Consider the following 20,176-nt stretch of genomic DNA (forward strand, 5'->3'; position numbering starts at 1 on the left):
GTTGGAAGGATTCTGGAATTTTCTGCGGGTATAGGGTAAGATAAATCTTTAGCATAGGGTACTTTATTAATGAGAGGAGCGTCATTGTGACAAATAGACTTCCATTAGATGAGATTCAATTTGGTAAAATCGACGCATACAATGAATATCAAGAGTATGGAATAGATTTATTTAAAAACTCATTTTATAAATACGATATGTATAAAATTGACGATTTCTTAAATGGAAGTAAATATTATATTTGCGGCAATAAAGGTACAGGCAAAACCGCTCTGCTAAAATATTTAGAGTGTGAATTGGCTATTGATCCTGAAAAATTAATTATACCTATCAGATTTAAAAGTGATCTTGATAATGAAGAGAAGAAAGCACTGCATAGTGCTAGTGCTTCTGCCAATGTGATTGAAGAAACCGTAGAAGATATAAACACATACTCATCAAATGATAATGTAATTGTGTGGCAAGTTTTTCTTATTACTAAAATTTTTGATGCAATGAATTCAGGTGAGTACTCAGTATTTAAACACAGCAGAGAACTTGTTGTACTTCAACAACTATTAAAAGCAATACAAGTTGAAAAAAGTAGAATTGTGCCTAAAATCAATAAGAGTCTTATTAAATTTAATGCTTCCCTAGTAAAAGGAATAGATGCTGAATTAGAGTTAGAGATTGGATTCGACAAAGTCACAAACAAAGTCAATTATTATAAATTTGCAAAAACTATTATTAGAATATTTGAAAGCCTAGAGTTTGATTACAACAAAGTATTTGTTTTAGTAGACGAATTGGAGCTATCTGTTAAAAGTAGTAAAGAAAACAAAAGAGATGTTGAGTTGGTACGTGATTTAATTATTGCTATAGAGAAGTTAAATGGCATTTCTAAGAAAAAGGGCTACAGTATATGTTTTATTGCATCAATACGAGGTGAAGTGATAAATAGTGTCTTATCTGCTGGTTATGAAATTAATAAAGCAATCGAGGATTTCGGGGTCACTATAAACTGGTTTCAAAAAGGTGGTAACTACCAAGAAAGTCCTTTGATAAAAATAATTGAGAGTAAGATAATTGCTTCTGAGAAACTTAAGGGAATTACAAATCATGGAGATATTTGGGGAAAGTATTTTTCTGATACTATAAATGGCATTGAGGTGAGGAAATACTTACTTAGTTATTCTTGGTATAGACCAAGGGATATCGTAAGAATGATGAGAGAGGTTCAAACTTACGTAGGGAATTCAGTCATATTCTCACAAGAAATGTTTGACAAAGCTTTACAGGATTATTCGGAGAAAAGTTGGACTGAATTTGCAGAAGAATTGAGACTTGCTTATTCTTCGGATGATCTAAAAGCAATAAAGAAAATACTAACCAACATAGAAGTTCCATTTTCATTTAATTATTTATCAGATAGAGTGAAGAAATTAAGCGAAATGTATGACTTTATTGGATCATTTTATAATAGGCACAAGTTAATTGATGTTCTCGAAAAATTATTTGAATGGGGTATTATAGGAAATAGTGGACAGCGTATGGTATTCAAATTTATGAGAGACGGAGATTTGGCTCCTACTGAGAGTATGATTATTCATAAACCATTGAGAAATTTTTTTGCAGTGAAATCTCACGAGAGATAGTATAATTTGTCTCCTATATGCTTTCTCAAAAATCATGTGTATACAACTTATGAGTGGAAAATTTCTTAGAGGTCCAGATTCTGAAGTTTTTATGGGTGTGTAAATGACCATCGGTGGGAGAGCGCATCGCTGGCAGCGATGAGGTCAGGGGTTCGAGCCCCCTATTCTCCACCATACTACGGACTCTTAGCTCAGTTGGTAGAGCAGTAGACTCTTAATCTATTTGTCCAGGGTTCGAGCCCCTGAGAGTCCATCACAGAAGAAACGGCAGAGATGCCGTTTTTTTGCTGTTTTCATTAGTAGACGGAAATCAAATAGTATGTATTCGTCTATATATTAAACTCATGTTTGATGAAGAAGGGCTGGGTTGCACTAGCCCTTTACTCTAGGAGAGTTTCCACGCAGTATATTCTTCACGGCTAGTCATTGATTCTTTTAAGAAAGGAATATAAGCCATGATCATTACCAAGCAGGAATACAAGGTGAAAGGTCTGAATTACACGATCCGCTCAGCAGTTAAGACAGACGCGAAGGGTCTGTCCGGGTTAAGGCTTCAGGTTGACGGGGAGACCGAGCATATGGACCGGGTGCCGGGAGAAGCTTTTATTGATGAATCCGGATTTGAAACTATCATCGAGAGGGATACGAACCATCCGCGGAATATATGCCTGGTTACGGAAGCGAACGGCAGAATCATTGGTTATTCCCGGTGTGAAGGACATGATCTGCAGCGGTTTAAGCACAAAGTGGAATTTGGAGTAGGAGTTTTGAAACAATATTGGGGCTTCGGAGTGGGCGCAAACCTTTTGCAAGCATCCATTTCCTGGGCTGACGCAAACGGAATAACCAAAATCATTCTAAGCGGCGTTCTGGAAACCAATGAGAAGGCGATCCGCTTGTACAAGAGCCTTGGTTTTGAAGTCGAAGGTATATTGAAGAAGGACCGTATCCTGTCAGACGGGAAATATTACAGTACATATATGATGGCGAGATATACAGATTAGGCCCGGGATTAAAAAGGCTTGATGGTCCCCAAGAACGGCAGAGCTGCCGTTCTTTTGATGTTCTTAGACAGTTGGAGTGTTGGAGTGGAAAAACGGGGCATCCGATTAACGCTCTATTTACTCCCGGCTTCCCATCTCAGATTCCAGTTATAGTGCTGATCCAATTCCTCATGTCCGGCGAAATATTCTACGAGCCGCTCCACGCTGAAGGTCTCATCCTGCTGATTACGAATCATGGCGATGGCACACATTCCCTTATTATTGTTATGCTCATCCAGCCGGACTTCGATCTCAGGTCCGTTCTGCTGCCTGATAGTCACACGGGCGTCAGCCTGCGACCAGTTTGTGATTCCCTCATAGATAAAGGCAAAGACAACAATCCGGCTGATCTCGGAAAGATAATGGCCGTTAATCCGCAGATTCTCACCTGTGGCGATCGATCCGGTGCGGTCATCCCCGTCCAGGGAGATGTAGGGCGGCCTGTTCAAGCTGCCGAAGGACTCACCGAGTGCCTGGACAGAGCCCTTCAGCCCATTTTTTAGTTCAAACAGACAACCGAGATCAAGATCGATGCCTTTGCTGCCGAACCAGCCGGATGATTGGGTCTGCACCCAGTTCAGGTTAATCAGGATCTCGCCTAGTGATCCAGTCCCTTTCTGTAAATTGATCCGCTCCCCGCGTTGCTTAAGCAGGAGGATACCCGGATTTAATGGAGGGGCTGGAGGTGACGCAGGCGATGCTGGCGATGCTGGTGGTGAAGCTGGTAAAGAAGGAGGTAAATGACCCGCCGGTTTCGGCCGTGACCTCAGCTCCGGGAGAATAAGGGGAGACTGCTGCGGCTGAACGACCCGGCTGGCGGGCTGAACAGACGGCAGAATGTCATTGATCCGAATCCCATAACTTTGGCATAGGGCGGCTAAGCCGCCTGCATATCCGGAACCCACTGCGCTGAATTTCCATTCATTCTGGTATCTGTAGATTTCTCCGGCGACAATCGCGGTCTCTACAGTGAACGCTTTACCCAGCCTGTAGCGGAGAAGCTCAGTTCCATCAGCAGCGTTGATGATCCGTAAATAGGCATCATCCAGCAGCGAGAAGCTATGCTGCCGCTTCTCAGCCTCATAAATCGTTAGTGCAAATGCAATCCGCTCGTATTCTGCGGGAATCTTACTGAGACTGACAGCGATTTGTGTGTTGTCGGTTAACCCTGCGTAAGTTTTTTTATCAGACTGCAATACACTTACAGACTGGTCCGGAGTAGAAGCGTTGCCATAAAAAATAAGGTCCTCATCTTTTGAGACGCTCTGGGATGGCGTAAGCAAAAAGGCGGAAAAATCAACCTCAACCGCAGAGCCCGTATTGTGCCAGCCCATTCCGACGATGATACGGGTAAGGAGAGGCGTATCTTTTGTTAAGTTGCATTTTTGTCCCTTTATCAGTTCAACGGTCATTGGAACCTGCCTTTCAGAAGATTAGTAGAATTGAATGAATACGTGAAGGAGCTTAGAATCTGTCGCGTCTTCCGGCATCAAGATTCGGACCGTTCAGACTGGATAACCTGTCTAAAGAATGTTCGTAGATACGTACAATATCCTGCACCTTTTGGAACTCCGGATCCGAGGGGCCCAGATTGTCCATGAACATCCGCTGCAGGATTTCTCTATAAAAGGAGATGCGGTTCTCGACAAGACTACATTCGTAATCAATGACCTCTTCCACCGAGTGCTGCTGAACAAATTCCATCAGGTCATCAGCCGGGTTATCGTAGGACTCCCGCTCATTGCGCGCGGCAACCGGAGTGTTCACGTTATCGAGGTTAACAGTGGAACGTATATCGGTGAAAAGAATTCCCTCTTTTGCCAGCATGACCTGAAAAGGCTTGTGCTTGAACAGCTCTTGGGCGACAAGAGAGCACATTGCCGGATTCCTCAGCAGAATGCCGTCAAAGGGGTGAAGCACCCAGCCTCTGTCATCCCGGTACAAGCTGAACGTGAAGTACTCGCCTCCATACTCATATTTCAGATTAATCGTAGTCTCTGAAGTAAGCTCATATTGAAATGCATCCATTCAAGTTCGCGCCTCCTGCATCTTCTTCTTTGGGTTTATATTAGCATAGCAGAATATGGGGAATGTTGGGAGAGCACGGTTGATTATTTACAATGAATTTAGTAGTTTAGTATAGGAGTGAACAACGATGAAGAATAATCAAGCACAATCTTTTAAAGTGACTTTAAGCGATAGGAACGTTGCGGTTCGTGGACGGCCTTTCCGTAATATAGTTATTGCTGCCGAAGACTCATTGTATGCTCTGGCGGAAATTTCGATTGAAGCCTTTGATTTTGATCTGGATCACGCCTTTGGCTTCTATGATAATATCAAAAACTGGACACGCTCTGAAAAAGGCTACGAGCTGTTTGCCGATATCGGTGAGAAGACGAAGTTCCCCGGCGTGAACAGGGCAAAAATCAATAAAGTATTCCATACTCCTAAACAAAAGATGTTACTCTTATTCGACTACGGTGATGAATGGCATTTTATTGTTCAGTATCTGGGAACTATAGAGGTGAGTCCGGGTCAGAAATTACCGATGATTATGGAGAGTAACGGAGAGGTGCCTAATCAATATGGAGGTTTCGGAGACGAAGAAGAATATGAGGACGAAGATGAATAACTTGGCGGCATGTAGTGCGCGAAATCCTCAATGCAGGTTTTGTACTGAATACGATACATGAGCGCTTGACTTTATATTTAGTATGCAAAGAGAGCCGTGCGTCAACACGACTCTCTGAGCAATAGCCGCTTTTAAGGGCGGAGGCTTTTAGGTGCTACGGGCAGAAATAGACCGCATCCTTTGGACAAGAGTCGGACTACACAAATGAATTTGCAATCAGCCCTGGGATTACTTCCAGGGTTTTTTGATTGGAATGAAATGAAGTACGAGTCCGCCTCCCGTGTCTAAGGATATTAACTGCGGGAAAAATGTTAAAGACAACCAAAGATCCAAATTATGTATTTTTATGTTACGTTATATGACATGACCGTTTGTTTTAGTTGTGGATTTTAGATGATTTTGTCGAATAATAGGATTTTAATGAAATTTCAAGCTGATAAAATAGACCTATAACCAGACAAGGGGTGAAGAGGAAATGAAAAAGTGGTTAAAGGTGTCACTTATTATGACAATGATGGTGGTTGTGCTCTCTGCATGCGGAGGAAACAAAGCGGATGAAGATGCTTCAGGCGGCAGCTCGAACAAACTGGTAGTCTATACCCCGAACAGTGAAGCAATGATTAATGCACTTATCCCGGCATTCGAGAAGCAGACTGGCGTTACAGTGGAGCTGGTATCGGCAGGCAGCGGCGAGCTGATCAAACGGATTCAGTCAGAGAAAACCAACCCGTATGCTGACGTCATGTTCGGCGGAGCTTATGCACTGTTTAACGATAATGCGGATTTGTTCGGGGAATATGTCTCACCGAATGATAAGGACCTATTAGAAGGTCACACCAATACGACTGGCATCATGACCTCTTACGTATCGGACGGAAGTGTGCTGCTAGTAAACACGAATCTCGCAGGTGATATTGAAATTAACGGTTATGAGGATCTGCTCAATCCGGAGCTGAAGGGCAAGATCGCGATGGCGGACCCGGCCAACTCCAGCTCGGCGTTCGCTCAGTTGACCAATATGCTTAGAGCTATGGGCGGAGATTATACCTCTGATGCAGGCTGGGATTATGTAGCCAAGCTACTGGAGAATCTGGATGGGAAAATTGCAGGAGGGTCCAGCAAAGCGCACAAAAGTGTTGCTGATGGTGAATACGTAGTGGCGTTAACCTACGAAGATCCGGCAGTCAGCTACGTAAAAGACGGTGCGCCGGTAAAGGTGGTATATCCGGAAGAGGGAACGGTGTTCCTCGATGCGGTAGCCGGCGTTGTTAAGGGTTCTCAGAATCAGGAGAACGCCCGCAAGTTCATCGACTTCCTGATCTCCAAAGAAGGTCAGGATGCGCTAGGACAAGAAACGACCAACCGTCCGCTGCGCACCGATGCTGCGATCGGAGACTTCATGACACCGATAGACCAAATCAAGGTGATTGATGAGGACGTAGCCTACGTTGCAGAGAATAAGGCAGCTATTGTGGAGCGTTATACTGAGCTGTTTACCAATATTGCTGAATAATTCATGACCAGAACCGTAAATCAGAGAGAAGGCGGGTGAATAACATGAGCGTTGCGATATCCTTCAAGGACATTGTCAAAAAATATGGCGATACTACCGTTATCCCCGAGCTGTCTTTGGATATTCAAAAGGGTGAGTTCTTCACCCTTTTGGGTCCTTCAGGCTGCGGGAAGACGACACTGCTGCGGATGGTGGCCGGCTTTAACAGTATTGAAGGCGGGGATCTCGGCTTCAATGATAAAGTGATGAATAACGTTCCACCGGGCAAACGGAATATCGGAATGGTATTTCAGAATTATGCGATCTTTCCGCATTTAAGCGTATCCGAGAATGTTGCGTTCGGGCTGCAGAACCGTAAAGTGGGCAAAGGAGAGTTGCAGCGAAGAGTGGAGGAGATTCTGGATACGGTGCAGATTGAGGTATACAAAAACAGAATGCCTAAGAATTTGTCAGGCGGTCAGCAGCAGCGTGTAGCGCTGGCGCGGGCCATCGTTATTAATCCTGATGTGCTGCTGATGGATGAGCCGCTCTCTAATCTGGATGCCCAGCTTCGAGTGGATATGCGCAATGCCATTAAGCGGATTCAGCGCGAGGTAGGAATTACTACGGTATACGTAACGCATGATCAGGAAGAGGCGATGGCAGTATCCGACCGGATCGCGGTTATGAAGTCCGGCATCATCCAGCAGGTGGGAACACCACGGGATATTTATCAGCGCCCCGCCAATCTGTTCGTCGCTACATTCATCGGACGGACCAATGTAATTGAGGCGAAGCTGGAGAATGGAGCTGAAGGCGATGCGGTTCTTCGTATTGGCAGCAGCTACTTACTGGCGGTGCCGGGGCTGCCGGCAGAATTAAAGTCTGCTGGAGCATCGGAGGTTAAAATTTCAGTCCGGCCGGAGGAATTTGTGCTGTCAGAGGACGGTACAGGCCTTGCCGGGACAGTTGTGAACAATGTTTTTCTGGGACTCAATACGCATCTGGTCGTAGCGCTTGAGAATGGACAGGAAGTGGAAATCATCCAGCAGTCGGCTTCCACTGAAGTGGTGGATATTGGCCGGAAGGTTGCTCTCGCTATACTTCCGGGAACGGTCAATGTCTATGATGCGTCCGGGGAACGTAATCTGAACCGGGGGCTAGGCTCATGAGCGGCCGCATGAAGCGCTGGGACATCTGGTCGCTGATTACCTTCATTATTTTTGCCGGATATCTGGTGTTTCTGGCCTTGCCTCTATTCATGCTGCTGATTAAAAGCTTCTTTGACGGGACAACCGGCGAGTTCTCACTTGCCTACTTCCATAAATTTTTCAGCAAGGCCTACTATATGAACGCTGTATGGAACAGCATTAAGGTGACTGTAAGTGTTACGCTGCTGTCTATCCTGGTCGCCGGACCGCTGGCCTACATTATGACCATTGCCAGAATCAAAGGCAGCGCTACAGTGCGCATTCTGATCTTAATCTCGTCCATGTCCGCTCCGTTTATCGGCGCGTATGCCTGGATTCTGCTGCTGGGACGCAGCGGGGTGATCACTAAATTCATGTCCACTGTATTCGGCTTCAGTATGCCTGACATTTACGGCTTCTCCGGCATTCTGCTGGTGCTGACGCTCCAGTTGTCTCCGCTCATCTTCATGTACGTATCAGGGGCGCTGAAGAATGTGGACAACTCCCTGATGGAAGCAGCGGAGAGCATGAATTGTACGGGTCTGCGTAAAATGTGGAAAATACTCGTGCCGCTGATTACGCCTACGCTGCTGGCCGGAGGATTGCTGGTCTTCATGCGGGCGTTCGCGGATTTCGGCACACCGATGCTGATTGGCGAAGGGTACCGAACTGTACCTGTGCTAATCTTCAATGAATTTATCAGTGAGGTTGGGGGAGATGACGGCTTTGCTGCAGCGATCAGTGTAATTGTAGTATTGTTCGCAATCACCGTGTTTCTGCTGCAGAAGTACGTTGCGAACCGGAAATCCTACAGTATGAGTGCCTTGAACCCGATTGAACCGAAAAAGCTGAAGGGAATCGCCAATCTGGCGGCACATGCCTACGTATATCTGTTCACGTTATTGGCTCTGATGCCTCAAGTCTATGTTGCTTATACATCCTTCCTGAAGACCTCGGGCAAAATATTCGTCGACGGTTACTCCCTGGACAGCTACCGCGCGGCCTTTTCCAAAGTAGGAGATTCCATTTATAACACCTTCATGATGGCCAGTATCACGATTGTCATTATTACGCTGGCTGCGGTACTGATCGCTTATGTCACGGTGAAGCGCAAAGGAGCGGTTGCCCATGTCCTGGATACCTTCACGATGCTGCCTTACATTGTACCTGGCTCCATTCTGGGGATCGCGCTGCTGGTTACCTTCAATAAGGAACCACTGGTACTGAGTGGTACTTCTGTCATTCTGATTGCTGCTTTTGTGATCCGGCGGCTGCCATACACGATCCGCTCCAGTGCCGCCGTGCTCCATCAGGTGAACGACAGTATTGAAGAGGCGGCGATCAGTCTGGGGGCATCCACCATGCGGACCTTCTTCAAGATTACCGTGCCGATGATGATTTCCGGTGTATTCGCCGGGGCGATCATCAGCTGGATCAGCATTATTACGGAGCTTAGCACCTCTATTATTCTGTATACAGGGAATACCCGGACGATGACAGTTGCTGTGTACACCGAGGTTATCCGCGGCAATTATGGGGTTGCTGCTGCCTTATCGACGCTGCTGACGGCGATCACTGTGGTTTCACTGCTGCTGTTCTTCAAGCTCTCCGGTAAAAAAGAAGTAACCATGTGATTGAAGACCGGTTCCGCGTAAGCGGTACCGGCTTTTGTCTATCAGGCTTTTGCCGATATTTTGCAAGGTATCCCGATTCCGGCTGCCCGTGTATGATAGTAGGACTAATGAGAGGGGGAGGCACAATGGCTAAAAGGAGCTTCAAGGATTCGCTGCGCAGGCTGTTTCTGCTGCACACCCTTGTGCCGATTTCCATTCTATTTGTGCTGTTCCTGATATTTATGATGATCAATTCGCGGTTTCTGCTAATCAACCAGACAACGGATGCGGGTAAAAAAATCAAATCGGCGATGGAGGAAGTCTACAGCTCTTACGTTAAGGAAATGAATGAAGCAGCAACGCTGGATTCTGTTGTTGCATTTACAGGATCACGGACTCAAGGCCCGGAGGTATTTGAGCGGTTCTATGACTTCAATAACAGCCAGCAGGTGAAGAGCATCATGTATATCATAAGTGCGGACGGAAATATCATGGCATCGTCTGCCAACTATAACTCGGAACCCTCTGATCTTGCACTGCAGGCGATTGCCCGGCGGATGCATAATCAAGGCCTGGCGGAGTTAGCCGAGACTAACCATATCCGCTTCTCGCATGACCGCTACACAGCATATTCGTTTGCCAGAGAAATACGTGACGGCGGAGTTGTGCTAGGTTATCTGATCTACCAGCTGTACGAGCTGGATCTGCAGAAGCTGATCTTCGTGCAGAACAACGAAATCGCCGTGGTAACCGATCCTTACCGGACCATCATTGCTACTACAAATAATCTGACCCAGGGGCTGATGAACAAATACAGCCTGGCCAGTGATTCTAAGGGATACGTATGGATTGATAAAGGAAAGTACTACAGTAAAGAAACATACATACCGCTGTCGCAATGGCGTGTTTATACTTTAAGTGCCGCTGAAGGGAATCGCAGCGCCTATTGGTCTCTGGCGGTATTTTTTGCAATGGCCAGTGTGCTGCTCTGGATTGTCATTCAATATTCTGCCCGCATTATCTCTACACGCCAGTCGAGGGCTATAGACAAGCTGATCTATGCCGTCAGAGAGCTCCAGTCCGGCAATATGGATTCCTATGTTTACATAGGGACGGGTGATGAGTTCGAGACACTGGCGAGCCAATACAATCAAATGCTACAGCGTCTGAATGAGCTGATCACCCAGAACATCGAACTGTCCGATCTGCGCAGAGTGATTGAAGTGAAGCATTTGCAGTCGCAGTTTCATCCGCATTTTATATTCAATGTACTGGAGACGCTCCGTTACGCCATTGTCGTGGACAATAAGCTTGCCCAGGATATGGTGCTTACACTATCCCGGCATCTGCGCTACAGTATAGGCAATGAGCGCGACCATGTCGTGCTTGGGGATGATCTGGAGTATATTGCAGGCTACATGAAGCTGCAGCAGATACGCTTCAAAGACAGGCTCCACTATAGGGAAGAGGTGGATCAAACGGCCCGGACGGCACTTGTCCCCAGACTGATGCTGCAGCCGGTAATTGAGAATACAATTAAATACGGCTACCGCCAGCGCCAATCTGTAGCGGTTACAGTAGTTGGCTGGGTAGACGGAACGGATTTGATCATCGAGGTAAGGGACGATGCCGGAGGAATGAGCAGGGACCGGCTGGAGGAAGTGCGTGCTATTATGAGGTCGCAGGATAACCGGGCCCCGCATATCGGCCTGCATAATCTGCATCGGCGGCTTGTGCTGATGTATGGGGAACGTTACGGTATTCAGATTGACAGCACTCAGGGGGAAGGCACAGCCGTTACATTTAGATTGCCATTCCGGAAGGAGGAGACGGATGTTCAAGGTGCTGCTGGTCGAGGATGAAGAGATGATCCGCAAAGGGCTGCGCTTTACATTTGATTGGATGGGAGCCGGCTGCGTGGTTGTGGGTGAAGCGGAGAACGGTGAGGAAGGGCTCCGCCAGATTGCGGATCTGCGCCCCGATATCGTGATCGTTGATGTCAATATGCCGCTTATAGATGGGATTTCCATGATTGAACAGAGTGTGGAGGAAGCAGATTGCAGCTATATCATCCTGTCTGGGTATGATGAATTCAGGCTGGCTAAGGACGCCATCCGGCTGGGGGTTACCGAGTATCTGCTGAAGCCGCTGGAGCAGGAACAGTTATTAGCTGCACTGGAGCGGGCCAAAAGCCAGCTGGAAATGAAGCGGCAATACACAGCAATGCTGACCTCGGGTGGCGGAAACGGGGAAGCTCTCCAGGCATCCATCGTTAAGCTTCCCGGCAAGTCCTCCCGTTACGTGTCCAGGATGATCCGGTATGTCCAGGAGCATTATGCAGAGAAAGTCGGGATCAAGGATCTGGTGGAGAGCCTAGGCGTTAGTGCTACCTATTTGAATCAGAAGTTCAAAAGCGAAACGACCTATACCTTCAATGATTTCCTGAACCGTTACCGCATCCAGAAAGCGATGGATCTGCTGCGCAGCGGTGAGGATAAGGTGTATGCCATTGCAGCAGATGTAGGCTATAAGGATTACAAATATTTTATTGCAATCTTCAAGAAATACGCAGGATGTACACCCAGCTATTATCAGGAACGGTACGGACGCGGAGAAGAGAATATGGATGCAGCCAGTGGTTCAGACATGAAAAACAGGAGCTAATTCAGCCTTACGTTTAACAGGGATATTTGATGTACGATAAAAATTGCGCATGTGAGCGAAAGCTCCTTGCGTTTTTTTGTTTTAGACATTTTTTTGAGGGGGGACAGAGTTTTTTCGTTTTTTTGAGAAATTACCCGTATGTAGGACCTGATGAAGCGGTTTTTGTCGAGAATTGTTAAGAGTTTGTTTAGAGCTGTCTGATAGAATGGACCGCAGATATGAAAATTTCTATTTAGCTTTTAATTGTTTTTTGTCCGCGGGTACGCAAGATGAAGGGAGAATGCGGGAGCTAAGGGAGCGTATACAAACTGCAGCAAAGCTTGCTATACAGCGGACGGAAAATGATGAATGAATAAGGGGGAGCGATACATTGTTAATGAGCAGGGGATTGAAGAAGTATTTCGCGTTGTTACTCGTAATCTGTTTATTTGTGACAGGAGCATTGCCCGCATCTGCAGGTACGGAGAATACAGCTCCGGTAAGCTGGGAGAACCTCAGCCCGCTGCCAAGCGGCAACAAAGTAAATGGAGTAACTATAGGCGCAAATACAGTCGTTGTGGTAGGTGAAGGAGGAAGCGTGGGTACGTTCAGCAACTACACGACCTGGGCGATCCGTAATTCAGGTGTAGTTAATGACTTGAACGATATTATTAATATAGGCTCAGGGGCTAACGCCAAATTTGTTGCTGTAGGCGACAAGGGAACCGTCATAACGTCTACAGATGGTACATCCTGGACCACTCAGACTACAGGCATAGCTGAAAGCATATCTGAAAACTTGAACGCAGTTGTTTACAGCGGCAGCAGTTTAGTCGCAGTCGGCGATTCAGGCAAAATAATTACGTCCAGCGATGGCGGCATCACTTGGGCTGCATCAACCTCAGGGGTTAGTGTGGATCTTAACGCTATTGCTTATGGTGACAGCAAGTTTGTAGCTGTTGGCGATGGCGGGGAAATTATTAACTCTTCGGATGGGCTGGTCTGGACGCCGCAGACCTCCGGTTCTACTAATGATTTGAACGGCATCGGCTATGGCGGCAATGTGTTTGTTGCGGCCGGAGCAGATGGGGAAATATTAAGCGCCTCGAACACTTTGGGTACATGGACAAAGGGGACAAGCGTTCTTACAGAAGATTTCAATACTGTATCTTATAGAAACAACAGATTTTTCATTGCCGGCGATGCAGGCAAACTGATATATTCAGCCACCGGAACGAGCGGTTGGAGCAGTTCAGTTTCAGTAGCCGGAACTACGGATAATCTGATGAAGATTAAGGCTACCGATTTTGGTTATTTTATCGTTGGCTCAGAGGGTTCTGTATTTTTCGCGACAGCGAGTACTGGCGGAACGAGCAGCTGGGAAAAATTCAGCTCCCCCACCTCCAGTGCACTGAAGACGGTAACTTACGCCAATAATACCTATATTACCGTTGGTACGGATGGATTGATCGGCACTTCCACCGACGGTAAGGTCTGGTCGAAGGTTGCTAGCGGCACTACTAATGCTATTAACGGCATTGCTTACGGCAACAGCAAGTTCGTAACGGTCGGCTCGAACGGCCAAATCCTGACCTCCAGCAACAACGGTACTAGTTGGGCAGCCGGAACCTCGGTGGACACGATTACGCTTAATGGTATTGTTTACGGCAGCGGCCTTTTTGTTGCAGTAGGCAATAGCGGGAAAATTGTAGTGTCTTCAGACGGAGTCAACTGGGCGAGGATCTCCGATAGTAAGACCTTGAATCACTTAAATGCTGTTACCTATGGCAACGGCAAATACGTGGCTGTAGGTGCTGGCGGTACCATCGTAACTTCTTCGAATGGAGCGGAGTGGAAATCGGAAGATTCCAAAACGAGTGGTAAATTGTTGAACGGCATCAGCTACGGCAGCGGTCTATTCGTGGCGGTCGGCGCGTCCGGAACGGTCGTAATCTCTGCGGATAGCTCGAGATGGTCGGTCAGAACCATTGACGGACAAGTGAATCTGAATGGAGTTGCATCCGGCAGCGGCGTATTTATGGCAACGGGAGACAGCGGGAATGTCTACTATACCGCTGATCCAAGCCAGACTTGGCACCCTGAGACTACAGGCACGACTAAAAAACTTAATGGCATCGGGTTTATTGCCGGGCAAGATCGTTTTATCGCAGTCGGTGACCTCGGCGTGATGATTGTTTCCTATCCGGTTCTCAACATTCCGCGGGTTATAAGTCAGTCTCCGGAGATATCTGAGAAAGATATAGCCATCGATGCTGAGCTGGTTCTGACATTCAATCAGAAGGTGATGGCAGCCAGTGGTAACATTAACATTTACAAAGCTTCGGACATGTCAGCTCCGGTTGAAACCATCCCGGTGGACGACAGCATCAGGGTAACCGTACAGAATAATACTGTAACGGTTAATCCGGAAAAGGATTTGGATAAAGGGACTAAATATGCAGTCACAATTGACAGCGATACGTTCTACAACGAGAGTGAAAGTGGGAATGTAGCGATTGAAGGTGATGACTGGAGCTTTACGACAGTAGCCGAGCTGGATGAAACTGCTCCAACTGTAACTACTTATTCTCCTGATAAGGGAGAAACGGGAGTAGCCATTGACACGGATCTGACGCTTACATTCAGCGAGGATGTAACGAAGGAGAGCGGTAATATTGAGATTTACAAAAGCGCGGATGACATTGTTCCGGTAGCGGTGATTCCAGTTAATTCTGACTATGTAACGATTCTTGATAAGGTGGTAACAATTAATCCTGCTGATGATTTAGTATACAGTACAAGCTACTTTGTGAATATTGGAGATGGTTCATTCATTGATCCGGCAGGCAACTATTATGCCGGAATCATGGACAGCGAGACCTGGCAGTTTACAACAGCCGAGGCGCCGGATACTACACCACCGGTGATGAGCTCTTATTCGCCTGAGGATAGAGCAACGGAGGTTGCCGCTGGTGCGAACCTGACCCTTACCTTCAGTGAGAATGTAACCAAAGCAGAAGGCAGTATTGAAATCTATAACAGTGCGAATAGCAATACCCCGGCTGTGACCATTCCTGTGACTTCCGAAATTGTAACGGTCCAAGGCAATGTGGTAACGATCAATCCGGAGGATGAGCTGGGCTACAGCACAAGCTACTTTGTGAAGATCGGGCCCGGGGCATTCAAAGATACGGCCGGCAACAATTATGCTGGCATCGAGAACAGCACAACCTGGCGTTTCACAACAACAGGTGAACCGGATACGGCTGCACCAACCGTAAGCGCGTATTTACCTGCTAGCGGTGCAACAGGTGTAGGCGTTGAGGCCGATCTTGTGCTTACCTTCAGCGAGAATGTAGCGGCGGGTGAAGGCAGCATTGTGATCTACAACAGTGCGTCAGACAAGTCGGTAGCTACGATTTCTGCCAGTGACCTGACCATCCTGAATGAAGTAGTGACGGTTAATCCGGCAGACAATCTGGAGTATGGAACAAGTTACTTTGTTCAGATCACGGACGATGCATTCACAGATACATCGGGCAACTACTTTGCAGGTATCTCTGACAGCACAACATGGCAGTTCACAACAGTTGCTGCGCCAGATACGACAGCACCAACAGTAACCGCGTTTTCGCCTGAGCCTGGGGCAACGGAAGTGGGGATTGACGCCAATCTTACCCTTACCTTCAGCGAGAATGTAACGGCAGGGGAAGGTAACATTGTGATCTACAATAGTGCGAATAATGCCCAGGTAGCTACAATTCCCGCTGCTTCCGGAAATGTAACCACCCATAATCATGTAGTGACGATTAATCCGGCTGACGATCTGAAGTATAGTACAAGTTACTATGTACGGATTGGAACCGGGGCGTTCCAAGATACTGCAGGCAACAGCTATGCTGGCATCACCGGCAGCGGAGTATGGAACTTTACAACAACCGGTGTACCAGATAGAACCTCACCAACGGTGAGCACGTATTCTCCGGAGCCTTGGGCAACGGAAGTAGCTCTTGGCGCTAATCTGGTTCTTACCTTCAGCGAGAATGTAAAGAAAGCGGAAGGCAGCATTGAGATTTTCAAAAGCACAGATGAGATTCATCCGATAGTGACGATTCCCGTCACATCAGACATCGTAACGATTCAGAATAATGTTGTAACTATTAATCCGGCTGACAATCTGGAGCATGGTACAAGCTACTTTGTCCGGATTACAGAAGGCGCATTTAAAGATAACGCAGGCAACAGCTTTGCCGGTATTGCAGGCATCACAGCCTGGCGGTTTGTGACAGCAAGCGGGCCTGATACAGCAGCGCCGCTGGTGACAGCCTATAGTCCGGTAGACAATGCGACCCAAGTATCCACATCCGCTGCGCTCTCATTGACCTTTAACGAGAATGTATTAGCCGGGGATGCCAATATTGAACTTGTGAATGCGGCGGATGATATGATCGTAACGACGATTAAAGCGGGTAATCGGGCGCTTGTCACCATTATGAATGCTACCATCAGCATTAATACAGGCGGTCTATTGAAGCAGGGCGGCAGCTATTATGTATTGATTCACCCGGGTGCATTTACTGATGAGTCAGGGAACAGCTTTGCGGGGATTGCGGATAAAACCGTCTGGAACTTCTCAACCGTTCCTGTACCCGTCACGCCAACTGATCCTCCCGCATCGGGTTCTGGAGGTTCCGGAGGAGCGGCTCCTGCAGCAACACCGACGCCGGGCACACAGACCGAAACCATTAATCTAAATGTTGAGAACGGCTCAACCCAAGGCTCCAACGTATCCTCCGTTGTCGTTAGCCGCACGAAGGATGCAAATGGTGTGAAAAGTGATGTTATTACGTTCGCATTAGATCAAGCGCTCAGAGCGATTAATGAGCTTAAGGCGGCTGGTTCCAATATTGCCAGAATCATCGTTCCTGATGCCAATGATGAGGTTGCGGAAACTAGACTGACGATTCCAGCCGCTTCCAGCAAGGAATTTGCCGATAATCAAATCAGTCTGGACATCTTCACGGTTAATGCTGAAGTGAAGGTGCCGGGAAGCTCTCTGGTTGGGTTTGGTACAGATATTTACTTCAACCTGGTACCCTTAAAAACGCAGCAGCAGAGTGCAGATGCTGGAGCGCGTGCAAAAGCACAGGTTCAAAGTCTATCCGGCGGTGGGGCGGTGACGCTGGTAGGCCGTCCGGTAACGATTGATACCAATCTGCAGAGCCGTCCGGTGACGCTGGTGTTGCCGATTAACAACACTTCGTTAACTGCAGAACAGCTGAAGGCACTGGCGGTCTTCATTGAGCACAGCGATGGTACCAAAGAACTGGTTAGGGGTGAAATTGTACCCTTCGGCCAAACCGGCAAGTCCGGGATTCAATTTAATGTCAATAAATTCAGTACATTTACAGTGGTTCTTGCACAAGATCCTGCGGTACAAGTGAAGGCTTATATGACGGGTTACACTGACGGCACCTTCCAGCCGGGCAAGAGCATTACCCGTGCAGAAATGGCCAGCATCATTGCCCGTACCTTCAACCCGTCAGCCAGTACTTCCGGCGCTGTATACACAGATCTTGCTGCCGGCCACTGGGCAACAAATGCAATTAATCTGGTGAGCAGAAGCGGTATTATGAAAGGTTACGCTGACGGCAGCTTCAAACCAAACCAAACGATCACCAGAGCCGAAATGGCGACCATTCTGTCCCGTCTGGTTACTAACGGTCAGGGGAATGCAGTCAGCTTCAGCGATATTGCCGGCCACTGGGCACAGGCAGCCGTTGAAATGACGGCCAAAGCGGGCGTGATCACCGGTTACGAGGATGGAACCTTCCGTCCGAACCAAACGTTAACCCGTGCGGAGGCTGTAACCATCGTCAACCGTGCCCTGGGCATCACGCCGCTGACAAGCGCGGCACCGCGATGGTCCGACGTCCCTGCGCAGTACTGGGCATTCGGCAATATCCAAGCGGCATCGGTGGATCACACATCAGAATAATCAATACAAAAACAGCCCTTCCTGTCCGTCTGCTGACGGGGAAGGGCTGTTTTATATTCGCAATACATAAGCCATGTGTTCACCAACAAAATTCGAAATTCTAAGAAGCTGCGCTTTTGTAAATGTAACACTCAGGCGTTAATCCCACCTTCATTCTCATAGATATTCATGACAACCTGCTGAATGGGCAGCTCCTTGACCGAGATGTCGGAGAAGCGGTGCTTCCGGGAGATATTTTCGATGAAGTCACTGATAGAAATCCGAGCTGTATCCACCTGAAGCGTAATCTGAAAGTCAGATGGCCGTTCGATGACTTGGGTATATGCGTTGTCGAACAAGGTGTTCTGCACAGACTCTACAAAAGTAAAGCTCACCCGCTTCTTCTCCCCCAGGAAAAGCTTCAGCTGTTGAAGCGAATCATCAAATACCTTCTCCCCATGGTTAATGACAATCACCCGGTGGGCAAGCTCCTCCACATCCTCAAGATCATGGGTGGTCAGAATACAGGTCATATTCTGCTTCTTATTCATCTGCTGGATGAATTCACGGATTTTGACCTTGGCGATCACATCGAGTCCGATGGTCGGCTCATCGAGGAACAGAATATCCGGACCGTGCAGCATCGCCATGACGAATTCACATTTCATGCGCTCGCCGAGAGAGAGCACGCGGGTAGGCTTTTCGATCACATGGGCAATATCCAGCAGCTCCGTCAGCTCGTCCAGACGATTCTTGAAATCCGGAGTGCTGATTCCGTAGATCGCCTTGTTCATGTTGAAGCTGTCAATCGGCGGGATATCCCAGATCAGCTGGGATTTCTGGCCGAAGACGGCCCCGATTTTGCCGACATAATGTTTCCTGTCCCGGGCAGGGGAATATCCAAGCACCTGAATTTCTCCGCGGGTCGGATACAGCGCGCCGCAGAGCATTTTGATCGCTGTGGATTTACCTGCCCCGTTTGGACCCAGAATACCGCAGATTTCCCCCTGCCCAATGGCAAAGCTGATATCGTTAACAGCGTTGACCACGACTTCCTCGCGCTGGAAGAAGCTCCGGAAGGTCTGTCCCATGCCTGCGCCCCGCTTATAGGTTGTATATGTCTTGGTCAAATGCTTCACATCAATAACCGGCATTACCCGCCAACCCCCTCGTACAATCTGATCATATGCCGGTACACCCATATGCCTGCCGCCAGAAATAAGAAGCAGGGCACAATAGCCGCGAAATCACTGGCCTGCACCCGGCCCAGCAGAGCGGAAGCAGGCAGGAAGCCCACCATCCCCACAGGAATGATCAGCGTGGCCACAGCCTGCACGGCCTTCGGGAATACGGGCAGCGGATATTTGCCGACATGCAGCACACTGTCCGCAAGCTCGGAAATCCGCGAATTGCCCACCCATTTGAAGGACATTGCAGCCATCATCAGGGATAATCCGGCCAGGACTGCCGTCCCGGCGATGAACATCCCGGCAAACTGCAGCCAGGATAAGAACGGAATGGTGCCTACATGTGCAGCTGAGAAGATGAATAGTGCAACACCGCCCAGAAACAGGCCGACACTTTCGGTAGAAAATGTAGTGGCCACAATAAAAAACAGCGGATTCAGCGGTTTGAGCAGAATCACCTCGAAGCTGCCTTCACGGACATGCGACATGGTAGTCCAGAGAACACCGCCGAATATAAGGCTGGAGAGGCCGCTGGACATGGTGAATACAGACTGAATCAACAATACTTCATACAAGCTCCAACCGGGAAAGCTGGTGCCAGCCCTGTAAATAAGCAGGGTTACCAGCGGAAAGAGAATGTTGCCAACCAGTGTAATCAGACTGCTGACGATGAAATTCATCCGGTAGGCCGCGGCGGACTGAACGGCGGAGTACATGCACTGCTTATAAACATCCAGATACCGTTTCATGTTGAGAACTGTCCTT

Annotated in this window: 13 protein-coding genes and 1 tRNA gene; 10 read left to right on the forward strand and 4 right to left on the reverse strand. The window is 47.8% G+C overall.

Annotated features, from left to right (window positions below; genetic code table 11):
• Window positions 1-86: 86 nt before the first annotated feature.
• The 3 genes from R50912_RS10720 to R50912_RS10730 all read left to right on the forward strand — a co-directional run bounded on the left by R50912_RS10720 (window position 87) and on the right by R50912_RS10730 (window position 2,638).
• Window positions 87-1,634, forward strand: coding sequence for a P-loop ATPase, Sll1717 family (locus R50912_RS10720; RefSeq protein ID WP_042234706.1), 1,548 nt, complete (start codon window positions 87-89; stop codon window positions 1,632-1,634).
• Between the two features lie 180 nt (window positions 1,635-1,814).
• A tRNA-Lys gene (locus R50912_RS10725) sits at window positions 1,815-1,887 on the forward strand.
• A 202-nt stretch (window positions 1,888-2,089) separates the two neighbouring features.
• Window positions 2,090-2,638, forward strand: coding sequence for a GNAT family N-acetyltransferase (locus R50912_RS10730; protein ID WP_042234707.1), 549 nt, complete (start codon window positions 2,090-2,092; stop codon window positions 2,636-2,638).
• Between the two features lie 113 nt (window positions 2,639-2,751).
• Here the strand turns inward: R50912_RS10730 and R50912_RS10735 are convergent, their stop codons facing one another.
• Both R50912_RS10735 and R50912_RS10740 read right to left on the reverse strand, forming a co-directional pair.
• Window positions 2,752-4,089, reverse strand: a complete 1,338-nt coding sequence (locus R50912_RS10735) for a TerD family protein (RefSeq protein WP_042234708.1) — start codon at window positions 4,087-4,089, stop codon at window positions 2,752-2,754.
• A 52-nt stretch (window positions 4,090-4,141) separates the two neighbouring features.
• The gene (locus tag R50912_RS10740) at window positions 4,142-4,705 is read right to left on the reverse strand and encodes a hypothetical protein (protein WP_042234710.1); all 564 of its coding nucleotides are present in this window, start codon (window positions 4,703-4,705) and stop codon (window positions 4,142-4,144) included.
• 127 nt (window positions 4,706-4,832) lie between these two features.
• On the opposite strand from R50912_RS10740, the gene R50912_RS33230 reads away from it, so the two are divergent.
• The 7 genes from R50912_RS33230 (at window position 4,833) to R50912_RS33235 (ending at window position 18,245) form a co-directional block, all read left to right on the forward strand.
• Window positions 4,833-5,309, forward strand: a complete 477-nt coding sequence (locus R50912_RS33230) for an IS1096 element passenger TnpR family protein (RefSeq protein ID WP_052416203.1) — start codon at window positions 4,833-4,835, stop codon at window positions 5,307-5,309.
• 475 nt (window positions 5,310-5,784) lie between these two features.
• On the forward strand, window positions 5,785-6,822 hold the full coding sequence (locus R50912_RS10750; protein WP_042234712.1) for an ABC transporter substrate-binding protein: 1,038 nt from the start codon (window positions 5,785-5,787) through the stop codon (window positions 6,820-6,822).
• 44 nt (window positions 6,823-6,866) lie between these two features.
• Window positions 6,867-7,973, forward strand: coding sequence for an ABC transporter ATP-binding protein (locus R50912_RS10755; protein ID WP_042234715.1), 1,107 nt, complete (start codon window positions 6,867-6,869; stop codon window positions 7,971-7,973).
• Window positions 7,970-9,625, forward strand: coding sequence for an ABC transporter permease (locus R50912_RS10760; RefSeq protein WP_042234717.1), 1,656 nt, complete (start codon window positions 7,970-7,972; stop codon window positions 9,623-9,625). The genes R50912_RS10755 and R50912_RS10760 overlap by 4 nt, the downstream gene beginning before the upstream one ends.
• A 125-nt stretch (window positions 9,626-9,750) precedes the next feature.
• Window positions 9,751-11,466, forward strand: coding sequence for a cache domain-containing sensor histidine kinase (locus R50912_RS10765; protein WP_042234720.1), 1,716 nt, complete (start codon window positions 9,751-9,753; stop codon window positions 11,464-11,466).
• Window positions 11,438-12,268 (forward strand): response regulator transcription factor, encoded by an 831-nt coding sequence (locus R50912_RS10770; protein ID WP_042234723.1) that lies wholly within the window; start codon window positions 11,438-11,440, stop codon window positions 12,266-12,268. The genes R50912_RS10765 and R50912_RS10770 overlap by 29 nt, the downstream gene beginning before the upstream one ends.
• A gap of 376 nt (window positions 12,269-12,644) precedes the next feature.
• Entirely contained in the window at window positions 12,645-18,245 is a 5,601-nt protein-coding gene (locus tag R50912_RS33235; RefSeq protein ID WP_052416205.1) for an Ig-like domain-containing protein, read from the forward strand.
• A gap of 131 nt (window positions 18,246-18,376) precedes the next feature.
• On the opposite strand, the gene R50912_RS10780 is transcribed toward R50912_RS33235, so the two are convergent.
• Window positions 18,377-19,378: an ABC transporter ATP-binding protein gene (locus R50912_RS10780; RefSeq protein ID WP_042234725.1), complete on the reverse strand. Its 1,002-nt coding sequence runs from the start codon at window positions 19,376-19,378 to the stop codon at window positions 18,377-18,379.
• On the reverse strand, window positions 19,378-20,160 hold the full coding sequence (locus tag R50912_RS10785; protein ID WP_042234727.1) for an ABC transporter permease: 783 nt from the start codon (window positions 20,158-20,160) through the stop codon (window positions 19,378-19,380). The genes R50912_RS10780 and R50912_RS10785 overlap by 1 nt, the downstream gene beginning before the upstream one ends.
• Between the last annotated feature and the right edge of the window lie 16 nt (window positions 20,161-20,176).

The sequence above is a fragment of the Paenibacillus sp. FSL R5-0912 genome, from assembly GCF_000758605.1.
Classification (GTDB): Bacteria; Bacillota; Bacilli; order Paenibacillales; family Paenibacillaceae; genus Paenibacillus_AQ.